The organism is Hymenobacter coccineus (assembly GCF_001816125.1).
In the GTDB taxonomy this organism is placed as follows: Bacteria; Bacteroidota; Bacteroidia; order Cytophagales; family Hymenobacteraceae; genus Hymenobacter; species Hymenobacter coccineus.
On sequence record NZ_MDZA01000266.1, the window covers coordinates 25,678 to 40,086 of the forward strand.

Below are 14,409 nucleotides of genomic sequence, written 5' to 3' on the forward strand. Positions count from 1 at the left end.
CTAAAAGAAGAATGGGAAAAGCTTAGTCGGCTGACCGTAATTTATCGAGCAAGTCGTTGAGCTGCTGCAACTCTGCCTCGGAGAAGCGGCCCATGCCCATTCGATGCGGGTCCAGCACGCCTTCGGTTTCGAGGCGCTCAGCAGGTCCAGGCCCGCTTCGGTAATGCGGATGTCGACGGCGCGGCGGTTGGCAGGGCACACGGTGCGCGTCACGAGCTGCTTCTCTTCGAGGCGGTCCACGATGCGCGAGGCGTTGCTGGTTTTGTCCAGCATCCGGTCGATGAGCAGGGCCACGGTGGCTGGCCGCGGGTGCTGGCCGCGCAAAATGCGCAGCAGGTTGAACTGCGGCAGCGTGAGGCCGAAGGGCTTGAAGGCCGCCGCCTGCCGCACCTGTAGCCAGCCGGCCGTGTAGGTGAGGTTGATAATGGCCTTTTCGTAGGCGCTGCGGAACACGGGTTGCTTTATTTCGTCTTCGATGCGCATTGGGTTAACTGCGGTTGACGCTGCAAATATATGTACGTACATTTAATGTTGCAACATTGTTCCGCTTAATCTTCCATTATTTTCTTGAAACGACGCACGGCCGGGACCCGCGGAAAGCCGTATTGCTGGCTAAATATACTTTAACCGCTAATTTTATATGAAACACTTTATTTTGGCCGCTGGGGTAGCTACCGCACTGGCGGGGGCCCCGCGCCTGGCCGCGGCCCAGCAGGGCGGCTACCCGGTGGCCACCACGGCCCAAACGCAATTTGTATACCAGAACGGCGCCGTGGTGCGGCGCGAGGGCCCCGCTACCACGCCCCTCACCCAGAACGTGCGCCTGGCCAACGGCACCAAAATCAACTACAAAAGCGGCATCGTGGAGTTTCCGGGCGGCAAGCTCACCACGTTAAAGGAGGGCGACTTCGTGCGGCCCGACGGCGGCCTCGTGTTTGCCACGCCGGGCAGCGCCGCCGCCGCCCGTGGCAACGGCCCGGCGCCCGCCAGCACCACGTTCAGCACCTACACGCTGCCCACCCGCGTGGTGCCCGGCAACGCCACGGCCGAAACCGGGGCCCTGCAGCTGCGCGTGCAGCTCCTGGAGCGGAAGGTGGAGCTACTCAACCGCAAAGTCGCGCTGCTCGCCCAGGGCCAGGCCGCCTCGCCCGATGCCCGCCAAATCGACCTCGACCTGACGGCCCTCGACGCGCAGCTGCAAGGCGGCAAATAATTGCGGGTTGACTCAAATAGCTTTTTAGCGCGGTTTCGGGATTAATGTACTGTCTGGGCGATATAGGGGCGGGGCTTGCCCCTGCCCGACCGTTCGCAGCAGTCCAACGATGCCGTTCAACGATAGGCGGGGGCAAGCCCCGCCCCTACGTACACCGACGCTAAAACCGCATCAGGCCAGCATTAGGGCCCCATCGGCCTCGTAGGCCAGGCCGAAGGGCTCGTCTTTGATGATGAGGATGCCGTCGAGGTCGTGTACGTCGGCCAGGGCGCTGATTTGCAGGGCGGCGGCGATGCCCAGGCTGGTTTCGACCATGCAGCCCAGCATGGGGCGCAGGCCGTGGGCGCGGGTGCGGCGCAGCAGCTCAATGCCGCGCCGGAAGCCACCGGCCTTCATCAGTTTCACGTTCACGCCGTGGAACTGCCGGGCAATTTCCTCGAAGTCCGCCGTGTCCGTCACCGACTCGTCGGCCAGCAGCGGCACGCCGGCCCGGGGGCGCAGGTAGCGGTAGTCGGCGGCGCAGGCGGCGGGCAGGGGCTGCTCCAGCAGGGCCATTTGCAGACCGGGCACGGCGCGGCTTTGCTCGATAAACTGCAACAGGCCGTCGGCATCGGCCCAGGCCTCGTTGCCATCCACGAGCAGCGGGTGGCCGGGCAGCACCCGGGCCACCTCGCGCAGCAGGTCGAGGCCCACGGCGGCGTCCACCTTCACCTTCAGCAGCTTAAAGCGCGCCGCCCGCTGCGCCGCCAGGAACGCGGCCACTTCGCCGGGCGGCATAATGGGCAGCGTGAAGGCGGTGGGCGTGGCGGCGGCCGGCGGCGGCACGCCCAGCCACTGCCACACTGGCTGCCGGCGCGGCCAGCCAGCCACTGCACCAGCGCCGCCTCCAGGGCAAAGCTGAGGGCCTGGGCCACGGGGTGGGCCCCCAGCAAAGCGTCCAAGTCGTCCAGCGTTTCCACGCGCGCCAACCCGGCCGCTTGCAGGGCCCCAAACTGCTCGGCCAGCAGCGCTGGCGACTCGGCGTAGCGCACGTTGGGCGCGGCCTCGCCCCGGCCGGTGTGGCCGTGGCCGGCCACCTGCACCACCAGGTTGGTTTTGGCGGCGGAGGCGTTGCGGGAGATTTTCCAGACGAAGCGCAGCGGCAGGTCGAGGGCGGTGAGGGTCCAGGTGGGCATGGGTAGGGCAAGAGGCGCGGGCGGCCGGCCCTAAGATGCGGCAAAAATGGCACCAAGTGCGGCGTTGGGGCCCTGGTGGGGGCGCGGTGGGCGGGCACACCGGGCCGGGGCCCCGGCCCTTACCTTTGCCCGGCCCGCATTTTCTTCACCTGGGCCACATCTATTATTCCGTTGCCCATGAAGCTCTCGCGCGCGGCCGTCGCGGCCCTGGTTTTGCTACTGCTGGCCGTTTTGCTCACCGTTTTGGCCCAAACCGGGCAGCTGGCCTGCCGGCCGCCGTGCCCGTGGCCGCCCGCTGGGCCGCGCTGGGGCCCTGGCGCTGGCCGTGGCCCCGCGCCGCTCGCTCACGCTCTGGATTGTGCTGAGTATGCTGGTGGGCATTGAAATCGGGCACGATGCCCCCGCCGTGGCCCTGCCCCTCAAGGTGCTGAGCGACGCCTTTCTGCGGCTCGTGAAAACCATCATCGCCCCGCTGGTATTTGCCACGCTGGTGGTGGGAATTGCCGGCCACGCCAATCTCAAGCAGGTGGGCCGCATGGGGCTCAAAGCCTTGGTTTACTTTGAGGTAGTGACCACCTTCGCCCTGTTCATCGGGCTGGCGGCCATCAACTTTACCAAGGCCGGGGTGGGCATTAAGAACACCGTTATTGCCGAGAAAGCCGACGTAATTGCCGCCGCGGCGCCCCAAACCGCAGCCGACATCATCCTGCACATCTTCCCCGAAAACATTGCTAAATCGGTGGCCGAGGGCCAGGTGTTGCAAGTGGTGGTGTTCGCCATTCTCTTCGCCATCGGCTTGGCCCTCACCCCCGAAAAGCCCCGCCGCCTGATGCTCGACATGTGCGAAAGCCTGTCGGAGGTGATGTTCAAGTTCACCAACGTGGTGATGTTTTTTGCGCCCCTGGGCGTGGGCGGCGCCATGGCCTACACGGTGGCCAAAATGGGCTTTGGGCCCCTGCTCAACGCGTTTCAGCTGCTGCTCACCCTCTACGGGGCCCTTATTGGCTTCGTGCTGCTGGTGCTGCTGCCGGTGGCGCTGCTCATGCGCATTCCGTTGCGGCGCTTCGTGGCGGCGGTGGCCGAGCCGGTGAGCATCGCCTTCGCCACCACCAGCAGCGAGGCCGCCCTGCCCCGCGCGATGGAGGCCATGGAAAGCATCGGCGTGCCGCGCCGCATCGTGGCCTTCGTGATGCCCACGGGTTACTCCTTCAACCTCGACGGCACCACGCTCTACCTCTCGCTGGCGTCCGTATTTGTGGCCCAGGCGGCGGGCGTCAACCTCTCGTTTGGCGACCAGATGCTGCTGGTGTTCACCCTCATGCTCACCAGCAAGGGCGTGGCCGGGGTGCCGCGCGCCTCGCTCGTGATTCTGTTGGCCACACTGCCTTCGTTCAATTTGCCGGCCTGGCCGGTGTTCATCATCCTGGGCATCGACGCGCTGATGGACATGGCCCGCACCGCCGTGAACGTGCTCGGCAACTGCCTGGCCTCAGCCGTGGTGGCCCGTTGGGAAGGCGAGTTCATCGACGATTACCAGGGGCCCGACCCGGCCGCGCTGCCCGAGCCGCTGGTGGCCACGGGCCATTAAGCCCTCAGAATTTCACCTTTCCGTTATGACCGGCTTTTCCCGGCAAATTGCTACCTTGGGCCATACCAGGCCCTAAAACCCATTTCTGTGCGTTTTAGGCATTTTTATCTAACAATTATCCATTGAATTTTTAATTATTAGCACGGGTGGCATGAAAATAAATTTGCACTATATCTATATAATCTTAGCAATTATCATTTTGGGTATTACCGGCTGCAAGTCAGCCAAGGTGCCGCTGGCGGCCACGCCCTTTGCCCCTTTGCGCGAGCGCCTGCCCCCACTCGAAACCGCCGCCGACCCGGGGCCCCTGGGCCTCAGCGATGGCATCCTGCCCGAAGATCCGCTGCGCCTGCTCACCAACGAGTTGCAGCGCAACTTGGTCGAACCCACCGACTCGGCCACTTACGGCTACGTGCGCCTGGTGATTACCCAGGCCGCCGAGCGCCGCCTCCACCGCGGCCTCCAGGCCCTGCAAATGACCCTGCTGCTCACCCCCACCTTCCTGGGCGTGCCGCTGGAAACGTACCAGACCGACCTGACGGCCGAATTGCAGATATCCGACGCCCAGGGCAACTTGCTGGGCACCTACGCCGGCAAGGGCCGCGGCCGGGCCCGGGTGGCCATGTACCACGGCTACGCCCAGAAAAACGCCCCCCGCCTGGCCGACGTGCTGGCCCTGCGCGATGCCCTGGCCCACATCCGGCCCCAGCTCGACACGGCCGCCACCCGGCTCCGGCCGCTGCTGCTGGCCCATCCCGTGGATAACCCCACGCTGCCCACCACCGCGGCGCGCGGCCGCCGCTAGGGGCCCCGGCGTATCTTTGGGGCATGGCTGGGATGTTCCGATTAATTGCTTTGCTGGGGGTGGCCGGCGCGCTGGCCGGTTGCTGCGCCAACAACGTGTGCGACTGCGACGACGCGCGGGCCGACGCCTTTTACTTTAAGTTTGACACCGGCCCGGGCGGCTTCGTGCCCGAAACCGAGCTGGATACTGTGGTGCTCAAGCGCTACACCTTGCAACTGGACGACAAGGGTCTGCCTGCCCGTATCAAGACCCACCTGCCTACCTACACGGCCTACGCCGACTCGCTCGACAACGCGGGCACGTTCGATCAGGTGAACGTAGTGCGATATATACCGACCACCGCGACGCCCTTGCGCCCCCGGGTCAGCACCGACACGGTGCTTATCAACAACAACGCGCCATTCACGCAGGCCGGGCCGCGCAAGCTCAGCACTTATTTGTACCGCATTGAGGTGCGCCGGGCCCCCGGACAGCTGCTGCACAACGACCCGCGCCGTTACGAGCTGAACAAGATTACGCTGGCCGGCGAGTTTTACGGTACTGGCTGCTGCACTTGCTACCGCAACGTTTCAAAAACGGGCATCCTAACCAATTTGGGCAAAGCAAATAGCGATACGCCTTACACCGTCACCGAAACCGACCAGGTAGTTCCCATTCCCATCACCAAGTAAGGGCCGCCCCGCCGGAGCCCCGCCGCTACCTAGGGGCCCTGCTACCGCCGTTTTTCGTTTTTCCAACCGCCATGTCCGTTTCTGCTGTTGATGCCGCTGCGGCAGCCCCTGTCGTAACCGGGGCCGCGCCGGAGAGCTCCGGCCCGGGGCCCTCGGTATTTCCGTTTGCCACGGCCCTCAGCCTGGAGCCGCTGCTGGATTACTGGCGCGCCCGCGAAAACGACGCCAACCCGGGCCTGGCGCTGCTGGCCCGCGCCATTGCCCGGCAGGCGGCGCGCACGCCCGCGCTACGGGGCCCCCTGCCCAACCCGGCCGTGCTCGACGACGCGCGCGACCTGCTGGAAACGATGATGCTGGCCGTTTTCCCAACGGCGGCCACGGGCACCACCATGAGCGGGGCCATTTCGCCGCTGGGGCGCACGAGCTTTTACTACACGCCACGCTTTGCCGAGGTGCTGCTCAATAAGGAACGCGTCATCAAGCAGCCCCTGAACCTCAACCTGGCGGAAACGGAGGTGTACATGGCCCGCATGGCCTATCAGCTGGTGCTGCACCGCGTGTACGGCGTGGAGTTGCCGGCGGCGGGGGCCATCATCTTCACGGTGCCCGATTACAAAATTGGCCTCTACCGCCACTACGGGGTCAGCATCGACTCGTCGTTTATACAGGTGCGGGTGGTGGGCGAGGCCCCCGTGCTCACCCCAGCGCAGTGCGAGCAGCTGGGCCACCAGCGCCACAATTTGGCCGTGTGGCGCGAGCTGCTGCCGCCCGAGCACTTCGCCCTCGAAGGCTTCAACGTGCTGCAATTGGTGGACGTGACGGACCAGGAGGTGCTTTCGGAGCTAAAATATGACCTGCTGGAGCGCGACGTGCTCCAAGCCTCCGACCGCCTCGAGCAGATTCAGGAGAAGCTGCGGGTGCTGTTTGCACGGCCGGCCTTGCAGCTCGGCATTGCGGCTTACGACGAGAAAAAGAAGGATTTTGTGGACTTCGGGCGCAAAATCAACCACAGCTTCCTCACCAAGCAGGTGCAGCACAACCGGGCCGACAGCGGCTTCCGGCAGATTTACGAGCGGCTGCTACGCGAACGCCGCCCGCTGGTGCTCTCCGACGTGGCGCAGGCCGACATTCCGGACGACCTGCGGGCCCAGATTCTAGAGCTGGGCATCCACTCAGCCATCCTGGCGCTACTGCCCTACGGCGGCGACACGGTGGGCTTGCTCGAAATCGGCTCGCCCACCGCGGGCGACCTGGATGATTTTGACTTAGAGAAGGTTGCGCAGTTTGTGCCGCTGTTTGCCGTGGCCGTGAAGCGCAACGCCGAGGATTTGCAAACCCGCATCCAGGCCGTGATGCAGGAGCGGTTTACGCCCATCCACCCCACCATGGAGTGGCGCTTCACCGACGCGGCCCGCCGCCTACTGGCCAGACAAGACGAGGGCGAGCGCGGGGCCGAAATGGAGCCCATTGTGTTTGCCGACGTGTACCCGCTGCACGGCTCCTGCGACATCCGCGGCAGCAGCACGGCCCGCAACGAAGCCATCGAGGCCGACCTCATCGAGCACCTCACCCTGGCCAACCGGGTGCTGAAAAAAGCGTCGGACTACCGGCAGCTGCCCATCCTCGACGAGCTGAAATTTTACGTCAACAAGAACCTGCGCCGCCTGCGCCAGGGCATTATCAGCGGCGACGAACTGAGCATCTACGAGTCGCTGCGCCAGGAAATAGAGCCGCTGTTTGAGTACCTGGCCCAGCACACGCCCGAACTGCGGCCGGTCATCACCGCCTACTGGGCCAACATCGACCCGCGCCTGGGCATTCTCTACAAGCGCCGGCAGGCATTCGAGCAGAGCGTGACGGCCATCAACGACGCGGTGAGCAACTACCTCGACGACGAGGAAGCCAAGGCCCAGGCCATGTTCCCGCACTACTTCCAGCGCTTCCGCACCGACGGCGTGGAGTACAACATTTACGTGGGCGAGGCCCTGGTGCAGGACAAGCCCTTCGACCTGGTGTTTCTTAAGAACCTGCGGCTGTGGCAGTTGCTGACGATGGTGGAAATCACGCGGCTCACCCACGCCCTGGTGGCCACGCTGCCCGTACCGCTCGAAACCACCCAGCTCATCTACATCCACGGCCAGCCGCTGAGCATCCGCTTCCGGCAGGACGAGCGCCAGTTCGACGTAGACGGGGCCTACAACATCCGCTACGAAATCATCAAGAAACGCATCGACAAGGCCACCGTGCTCGGCACCGGCGAGCGCCTCACCCAGCCCGGCCGCCTGGCCCTGGTGTACGCCCAAACCCGCGAGGCCACCGAGTACCGCGAATACATCGACTACCTCCAGGACCGCGGCCTGCTGGAGCCCGGCGTGGAAGAGCTGGAACTGGAAGAGCTGCAAGGCGTGAAAGGCCTGCTAGCCCTGCGGGTGGCGGTGAAGCTGTGAGGATAAAATGCTAAGAATCTGTTTGAGTTAACCAAAACGCTCTTTAAGCGGTCATGCTGAGCGCAGCCGAAGCATCTCTCCCGCAGCAGTAATCAGTGATTAGCCAGCGGTAGAGATGCTTCGGCTGCGCTCAGCATGACCATTTTTATAAACTCAAACAACTTCTAAGCGGTCGAACCGCACCCTCGCGCACCGGAGCTCCGGCCATCCGCAACAAAAGAGCCTCCCCAGGTGGGGAGGCTCTTGCCGGAAACAGCTCGAACAGTTGATGCGCCCACCAGCGGTTAGTCCTGTTTGAGCAGGCGCTTGGTAGTGAGCACCGAATCGCCACTAACGGTCACTTGGTACGCGCCCGCCGGCAGCGCTTGCACGTTCAGCAAATGCGGCTGTCCCCCGGTCAGGTGCATTCGCAGTAGGGTACGGCCCATAAGGTCGCTCACCGTGACCGAATACGCGCTTTCCGGCAGCGCGCTTAAGTCCAGCGTAGCCGTCGCGCTGACCGGATTAGGGTACAACCAAATCGCCGCCGCTGATTTGTTTGCGCTAAAGGCTACGACCCGGACGGGGGAAAGAACCGCTACGCCGTCGGCATCTACCTGGCGAATACGATAATACAGGAGCAACTGGCCAAGAAGGGCCACCCGCGGCTCCGTGAACTGGTACGAGTGTGGAGCGCTGGTAGAACCATGGCCTGGCACCGTTCCGATTTGCTCGAATGCTTTCGCGTCCACCGAGCGTTCAACCGCAAAGTGGTCGTTGTTGATTTCGGAGGCGGTGGACCAGTTCAGCACGGCACTGCCCCCCTGGGCTACTGCGGAGAAGGCCATCAGCTGCACCGGCAGGGGGTTGCTGGGGATGGTAAACGTAACCGGCTGGGTCGTGGTACCCCCCGTGACATCGGTCGTGGTGATGGTGCTCGTGTACGTGCCGGACTTCAGCAGCAGCCGGTCCGCCACGTACACCTGTCCCATCGTCGGGTTCAAGGCAACGCCCGCCGGCATGGGGTTGCTGGCGGCGGCCAGCACCGCCGTTTGAATGGCGCCGTTGCCGTCACTCGCCGTCGCCAGGCTTTGGCCGTTGGCATAGCCCTGGTCCGCCGTTCTAACCGGGGCCACGTTGTACACGGCCTCCACTTCAGCGACCACGGTAACGGCAACGCTCTGCGTGGTGGCGTTGCCCCCCGCGTCGGTAGTCGTCACTTGGAAGGTGTAGGCGGCCGGGGCCACCGCCCCCGTTGCCACCACCTGGCCATTGGTTTGCAGGCTCGTGTTGGGGGGCAAGGCGGTGCCATTGGCCAACACTGCATTGGTGATGCTGCCGTCGGCATCCGTCGCGGTGGCGAGTACCTTGCCGGCGATGGCCACTTCTTCGTTGTAAGAATTTGGCGACGAGTAAACGGCCGGGCAATCGGCCGTAATCGTGATGCTGCCGTTGACGGAGCGCGAGCAGTTGGTGGGGGTGCGTAACGTCGGTGGCCAGGACCGAGTACGTGGTCGTGGCGGTAACGGGGCCCGTAGGCAAGCTGAGCGTGCCGCCAGTGCCGTCCACGGGGCTGCCAGCGTCGGTGTTCGTGTTGTTGTTGCGGAGTTGGTACCGCACTCCCGTTTGCGAGTTGCCGACGAGAACGGTAGCGCTCGAATTGCGGCAAACCGTGGTAGGCGTCGCACTCAGCGCCAGCGAGTTGGCGGGCAGCGCGTACACCGTGATGGCGGGCTTCGCGGTGAGCACCTGCGTGCAGTTGGTGGCGCCCAGCGACAGGGCCTCGATGCGAATGACGACGCTGGCGGTGAGTGGAGAAGTAGGAATGGTAATCGCGCCACCGTTGCCGGTACGCGAAGTGCCGAGCGCCTGGCCGTTGGCGTCGTTGCGCAACGTATAGATGATTCCGTCCTGCGAGTTGTTGATGGTCACGGTGACGACGTCGTTCTCGCAGACCGGGTTCCGGTCCACCGTCACGCTATTGCCCGCGGTCAGCGTAGAGCAGCCCACGGTGACGGCGTTGGAGTTGGGACCGGCTGTTTTGCCGGATTCAGCGGCACTGGCCACCAGCACCCCGCCGGCGTAGAGGGCTGGGGCGCCCGTAGCGTTGCTGAGCGTCACGGTCCAGCTGGTGGTGCCGGTCGCCAGAGCCACGGTGCCGATGGCCGCGTCGTCTTCATACAGCGTAAGCACGGTGTTGGCCGGCGCCGCCGCGTTCAACGTGCCGGTCACCGTCGTGCCGCCTTCGCTGTAAGCGCCGGTGATGGTGGGCGTTACCGTAGTTGCGGCCTGCACCGTCACGGAGTTGGAGGCGGCGCTGCTGGGGTAGCCGGTCGGCTGCACGGTGGCCGTAATGACACTGCCAGTCGTGAGCACGGTCGAAGCCAACCCCGTGAGCGACCAGGTGCCGTTGGACTGGACGGTGGTGGTGCCAATCGAGGTGCCGGCCTTGGCGACAGTAATGGTCGAGCCGACGGCTTCGGCCGACGTGCCGCTCACGGCGGCCCCGCCCGCTACCAGGGGCCCACGCGCCACGGGGGCCGCCACCGAGCGGTTCTCCACCACGGTTACCGTGTTGGAATTGCCCGAAAGCGAAGATGTATTGTTCACCGCGGCCCGCACGGTTAGCTTCTGGCCGGCGTTTAGGGTGAGCCCGCTGAAGGTGAAGGTGCGCCGGCGGCAGCGGTCACGGGTGCGTAGCTGGATTTAATCCCATCGATGTACAGAAAGACCGTTGCCCCGGCGGTCGCCGTGCCGCTGATGCTCGTCGTGGCCGCCGTCACCGGGCTGCTTGTGGTAATGGTCGGCGTCGCCGTGACCACCGTGCCGATGTTGAAGACGGCCCCCGCCGATTCGCAAGTGGTGCCGCTGAGCTTGATGCTGATGTAAAAAGAACCCGCCAGGTTCTGCTGGCCGTTCGTACACACGGCGCTCCCGGTCGAGCTGCCGCCCTTGGTGGTGAAGTAGTAGCCGCCATCCGTTGTGTTGGTCGGAATAGTGAAAGTATTGGCCGTCACATCCTTCGTGCCAGTCGTCGGCACCAAACTACCGTCCGGGTAGCGCAGGTAGATAATGGCCCCGGCGTAGGCCGTGCCCAGCGCGTCGTAGATGCCCGAAGGGCTAGCGCAGAAGGCCGCTGTTTTGGGCACTACCGTCGCGCAGGCTACCGGGGCGGTGCCCACCACCTGCACGGTGTTGGAGTAGTCGGAGGCCACCTCCCCGGCGGCGGTGTTCTGCGCAGTGGCTTTCACCAGGTCGCCGGCCACAAGCAGCGTCGGGGCCAGGCCCGTCAACGTCCAGGTGCCCCCGCTTTGCACCGTTGCCGAGCCAATGGTGGAGGCTGTCGCGCCGCCGGCAGGTGTTCGGTACACCGTAATAGTCGAGCCGACGGCTTCGGCCGACGTGCCGCTGACCGCCGCCGCCCCCGCTTGCACGGGGCTGCTGACGACCGGCACCTGCGAGCGGCTGGCAATGGCCGTGCTGGTGTTGGAGCTCGACTGGATGATACTCGGCTGCGTGGGCGGAAACTGCGCAACGACGTCGCTGAACGCCCGGTCGTAGTTGTAGCCGTACGCGGCATCGTCCACGCCGCCCAGGTCGGAAATGGTGGTGCTCTGCGTCAGGCTCTGGGGCGCGATGATGGTGTTGGCCGTCATCCGAATCGACGTGCTCAGCGTGAAGGCTGGGAAGTACTGCTGAATCACCGACAGCGGCATGTAAAAGTCATAGAACACGTCCGGGTCGTTGCAGGCCGTGGTCAGCGCCACTGCCTTCTGCGCGTAGTTGGCGTAGGGCAGCTCCACCAGCGAGCCGTTGGGGCCCGAACCATTGGGGTTGGCCGTCCCGTCGATGTTGTAGAGGCGCACCCCAAAGTTGGTCGCCAGCATTATTTCCATCTCGAAGCCGGGATTGCCCGCCACGGCGTTGGGGTCGGCATTGGGGCCCGTGAACCCGAACTTCCCGTCCGTGTCTATGCCGATGCTGTAGCCTTTGGCATTGGGCGCCGCGCCCCCCAGGCGGAAACGAAACAAAAAATTGTTGCTGGCGTCCACCGCGAACCCAACCGACCGGTACTGGCTGTTCAAGTCCACCATGTCCGTGAATTTGCAATCGGGGCCCGGGCCCAGGTCGCTGTTGGGCTCCGTGGCTATCTGGGGCAGCGACTTGTACAGAATTTCGCTTTGGGTGATGTCGTCGGTGGTGAACCCCGCCGTTGTCCGCGACACGTACCCGTCGCCGTTGGGGTCCAACACAGGTTTGCCCGTCCCCGCTGTTTTGAAAATAATGCCCGGCGTTTGGGCCCGCGCCGCCGGCAGTGCGCCCAGGAACGAAGCGGCCACCAGCCCCCTATTTGTACATATTTTCTCATAAAAATAAGCAATACAACGTATTATAAAATCAGTCGAATTCCACCAGTTCATTCCTCGCCGGGCCCCGGCGCACCTGCCAGTAGTTGCACCAGGGCCCGGCGAGCGCGCGGGTAAGCGGCCCCGGACCAAGCGTACAGCCAGTATTTAGAAAATTACCCAGAGGCAACAAACCAAGGAATAAACAACCAGTTTCACTGGCAGATTTTTGTATTTTACAAAGTCAGGCGTTTGCAGGCAAAGATAGCATAAACTTGATTTAGTTTGGAATATTTATATTATAGTTTTTTATTTAGTACAATAAGATGTTAAATAACATTTTTCAGGGGCATAAACGAAGGCGCTCCCACGTATTAATAGTTTTTATATTTTATTGAATATGATTAAACTGTGTTTTATGCAAACAGTATTCATCGGTATAAATGGCGCATACGCGGTGCTTCCCGGCTAATTGAAGCCAATTTTTAGTGTTCTAAACCGGCGTGGTCCGGCGACTTTTTTTGTCGTCGGACCACTTTGACGCTGACCCGGAGCCCCTGTTTTATGGCAAGCGTGGCCCAACAAAGCCCTGCGGGCAATTCGCCAAACCACCCCGCTTCAGACCACCGCCCAATTTTTCACTCCACTGACCACATTGCCGAAGCCGCGCGTAGGGGCCCGGTGCTGACTGCGCCCCAAGCCGAAAGCGAAGCCAGGAGCTTAGCTCTCTGCCTTCGCTTCGCGCGCCCCCACTTTCTTCTCTTTCCAGAACACCCGCAGGCCGGTGCGCAGCAGCACCAGCCACGCGGCCCCGCCGGCGAAGCCGGCCACTACGTCGGTGGGGTAGTGCACGTGCAAGTACATGCGGGTGAGGCCGATGAGTAGCGCAAAGGCCACCAGCGCGATGCCCCAGCCCCAGCGGCCGGTGTGCTGCACCACCAGCCAGGCCAGGCAGCCGTAGTAAGCCATGCTCATCATGGCGTGGCCGCTGGGAAAGCTTAGGCCGTACTGGTAGATGAGGGCCGTGGACGGGCGCGGCCGCTGGAAATAGAATTTCAGCAGCTCGTTCAGGGCCAGGCCGCCGCCCATGGATAGGAGCAACTCGAAGGCGTAGCGCACGAAGCCGCGGCGGTGCAACACCAGCGGCACCAGCAGGCTGGCGGGAATGAAAAACGCCACCGACCCGAAGAACGTGAACTTGAACACCCACCACGTCAGCCACGGGGCGGCGGCCCGCAGGCGGTCCATCTGGGCAAAGCCCCAGTCGTCGAACACCGCCGATTTTTCGGCAAATACTTCGCGGGCCAGGTAGAAAAACACCCCGAATGCCAGCACGAACACCAGGGCCCCGCCCACGGCTTCGGCGGTGAGCAGGCCGGCCAGGGCCCCCCAGCGGGACGGCGGCGACGGGGGCGACGGGAAGGTATCGGGCATGGGCGGGGCGGCAGGCAAAAAGTACGTTGAACGGAATGGCTCCAGAAATGGCCACCGCGCGGGGCTTCCAGCCTGGCCGCAGCTAAACGAAAAAAGGCCAACCCGTGCGGATTGGCCTTTTTGAAACGTGCGCTCGGGGAGACTCGAACTCCCACACCTTGCGGAACTGCCGCCTGAAGACAGCGCGTCTACCAATTTCGCCACAAGCGCAGCGGTACCGCGGCGGCAAACTTCCGGGGGGAGGTTGCCGTTTGGTGCTGCAAAGGTAAGCGGCTGGCGCGGCGCGGCGCAAGCAGCGCGGTATTTTTTTCGCTTAAGGCGGCCGCTGGGGCTCCGGGCGAGTTGTTTTTCAGTCGGTTGAAGCCGTACATTTTTTTCAAATTGAACGCAAACCCACCCGTTTCTAGTCCCGAACGGCCCGCTGGGGGCCCCGCGCCGCGCCTCAGCGGCAACTTCGACCGCATTGCTTGGTGCTACGACGCGCTGGCGGGCCTCGTGTTTGGCGGCAGCCTGCGGGCGGCGCAGCGGGCCGCGCTGGACGGGCTGCCCGCCGGGGCCCCGCGGGTGCTGATATTAGGCGGCGGCACGGGCTGGGTATTGGGCGAGGTGCTGCGCCGTCGCCCCGGCGCCACGGTGCTCTACCTAGAGGCCTCGGGCCCCATGCTGGCGCGGGCCACCGCCCGCCTGCGCCGCGAGCGGCCGGAAGCGGCGGGGCAGGTCGAGTTTCGGGTGGGCACCGAGGTCGACGCTG

At 64.0% G+C, this 14,409-nt stretch carries 13 protein-coding genes and 1 tRNA gene; 6 read left to right on the top strand and 8 right to left on the bottom strand.

The window, feature by feature from the left end:
• Nucleotides 1-483, bottom strand: coding sequence for a MarR family winged helix-turn-helix transcriptional regulator (locus BEN49_RS14835; RefSeq protein ID WP_239691949.1), 483 nt, complete (start codon nucleotides 481-483; stop codon nucleotides 1-3).
• Nucleotides 484-640: 157 nt separating this feature from the next.
• Here BEN49_RS14835 and BEN49_RS14840 point away from each other — a divergent pair, with 157 nt between their 5' ends.
• Complete coding sequence (locus tag BEN49_RS14840) at nucleotides 641-1,213, top strand: DUF6799 domain-containing protein (RefSeq protein WP_070744663.1); 573 nt, start codon at nucleotides 641-643, stop codon at nucleotides 1,211-1,213.
• A gap of 171 nt (nucleotides 1,214-1,384) precedes the next feature.
• Here BEN49_RS14840 and BEN49_RS14845 read toward each other — a convergent pair whose 3' ends face one another.
• Together BEN49_RS14845 and BEN49_RS14850 are read right to left on the bottom strand one after the other, a co-directional pair.
• Nucleotides 1,385-1,990: an enolase C-terminal domain-like protein gene (locus tag BEN49_RS14845; RefSeq protein WP_070744665.1), complete on the bottom strand. Its 606-nt coding sequence runs from the start codon at nucleotides 1,988-1,990 to the stop codon at nucleotides 1,385-1,387.
• On the bottom strand, nucleotides 1,927-2,388 hold the full coding sequence (locus BEN49_RS14850) for an enolase-like domain-containing protein (RefSeq protein WP_070744667.1): 462 nt from the start codon (nucleotides 2,386-2,388) through the stop codon (nucleotides 1,927-1,929). Before BEN49_RS14850 ends, BEN49_RS14845 begins: the two co-directional genes overlap by 64 nt.
• A gap of 325 nt (nucleotides 2,389-2,713) precedes the next feature.
• Between BEN49_RS14850 and BEN49_RS14855 the strand changes: the two genes are divergently transcribed.
• The 4 genes from BEN49_RS14855 to BEN49_RS14870 all read left to right on the top strand — a co-directional run bounded on the left by BEN49_RS14855 (nucleotide 2,714) and on the right by BEN49_RS14870 (nucleotide 7,899).
• Nucleotides 2,714-3,976 (top strand): dicarboxylate/amino acid:cation symporter, encoded by a 1,263-nt coding sequence (locus BEN49_RS14855; RefSeq protein WP_239691950.1) that lies wholly within the window; start codon nucleotides 2,714-2,716, stop codon nucleotides 3,974-3,976.
• A gap of 199 nt (nucleotides 3,977-4,175) precedes the next feature.
• Nucleotides 4,176-4,781, top strand: a complete 606-nt coding sequence (locus BEN49_RS14860) for a hypothetical protein (RefSeq protein WP_125916896.1) — start codon at nucleotides 4,176-4,178, stop codon at nucleotides 4,779-4,781.
• Between the two features lie 23 nt (nucleotides 4,782-4,804).
• Nucleotides 4,805-5,452, top strand: coding sequence for a hypothetical protein (locus BEN49_RS14865; protein ID WP_125916898.1), 648 nt, complete (start codon nucleotides 4,805-4,807; stop codon nucleotides 5,450-5,452).
• 71 nt (nucleotides 5,453-5,523) lie between these two features.
• The gene (locus tag BEN49_RS14870; RefSeq protein WP_070744673.1) at nucleotides 5,524-7,899 is read left to right on the top strand and encodes a GAF domain-containing protein; all 2,376 of its coding nucleotides are present in this window, start codon (nucleotides 5,524-5,526) and stop codon (nucleotides 7,897-7,899) included.
• A gap of 284 nt (nucleotides 7,900-8,183) precedes the next feature.
• Here the strand turns inward: BEN49_RS14870 and BEN49_RS14875 are convergent, their stop codons facing one another.
• From BEN49_RS14875 to BEN49_RS14895, 5 genes are all read right to left on the bottom strand, one after another.
• Nucleotides 8,184-9,098 (bottom strand): T9SS type A sorting domain-containing protein, encoded by a 915-nt coding sequence (locus BEN49_RS14875; RefSeq protein ID WP_070744675.1) that lies wholly within the window; start codon nucleotides 9,096-9,098, stop codon nucleotides 8,184-8,186.
• Nucleotides 9,034-10,488 carry a hypothetical protein gene (locus tag BEN49_RS28100; RefSeq protein WP_158022939.1) on the bottom strand — a complete coding sequence of 485 codons (1,455 nt, stop codon included), beginning with the start codon at nucleotides 10,486-10,488 and terminating at the stop codon, nucleotides 9,034-9,036. Before BEN49_RS28100 ends, BEN49_RS14875 begins: the two co-directional genes overlap by 65 nt.
• A gap of 32 nt (nucleotides 10,489-10,520) precedes the next feature.
• Nucleotides 10,521-12,218: a hypothetical protein gene (locus BEN49_RS14885; RefSeq protein WP_070744679.1), complete on the bottom strand. Its 1,698-nt coding sequence runs from the start codon at nucleotides 12,216-12,218 to the stop codon at nucleotides 10,521-10,523.
• 726 nt (nucleotides 12,219-12,944) lie between these two features.
• Nucleotides 12,945-13,658 (bottom strand): phosphatase PAP2 family protein, encoded by a 714-nt coding sequence (locus tag BEN49_RS14890; RefSeq protein WP_070744682.1) that lies wholly within the window; start codon nucleotides 13,656-13,658, stop codon nucleotides 12,945-12,947.
• Nucleotides 13,659-13,786: 128 nt separating this feature from the next.
• Nucleotides 13,787-13,868, bottom strand: a tRNA-Leu gene (locus tag BEN49_RS14895).
• 171 nt (nucleotides 13,869-14,039) lie between these two features.
• Here BEN49_RS14895 and BEN49_RS14900 point away from each other — a divergent pair.
• Nucleotides 14,040-14,409: class I SAM-dependent methyltransferase (locus BEN49_RS14900; protein ID WP_141765680.1), on the top strand; the 370-nt coding region annotated here is incomplete at its 3' end.

Coding starts and splice junctions, on each gene's coding strand:
- BEN49_RS14835 (WP_239691949.1), bottom strand. CDS start 483: ATGCGCATCGAAGACGAAATAAAGCAACCCGTGTTCCGCAGCGCCTAC.
- BEN49_RS14840 (WP_070744663.1), top strand. CDS start 641: ATGAAACACTTTATTTTGGCCGCTGGGGTAGCTACCGCACTGGCGGGG.
- BEN49_RS14845 (WP_070744665.1), bottom strand. CDS start 1,990: ATGCCGCCCGGCGAAGTGGCCGCGTTCCTGGCGGCGCAGCGGGCGGCG.
- BEN49_RS14850 (WP_070744667.1), bottom strand. CDS start 2,388: ATGCCCACCTGGACCCTCACCGCCCTCGACCTGCCGCTGCGCTTCGTC.
- BEN49_RS14865 (WP_125916898.1), top strand. CDS start 4,805: ATGGCTGGGATGTTCCGATTAATTGCTTTGCTGGGGGTGGCCGGCGCG.
- BEN49_RS14870 (WP_070744673.1), top strand. CDS start 5,524: ATGTCCGTTTCTGCTGTTGATGCCGCTGCGGCAGCCCCTGTCGTAACC.
- BEN49_RS14890 (WP_070744682.1), bottom strand. CDS start 13,658: ATGCCCGATACCTTCCCGTCGCCCCCGTCGCCGCCGTCCCGCTGGGGG.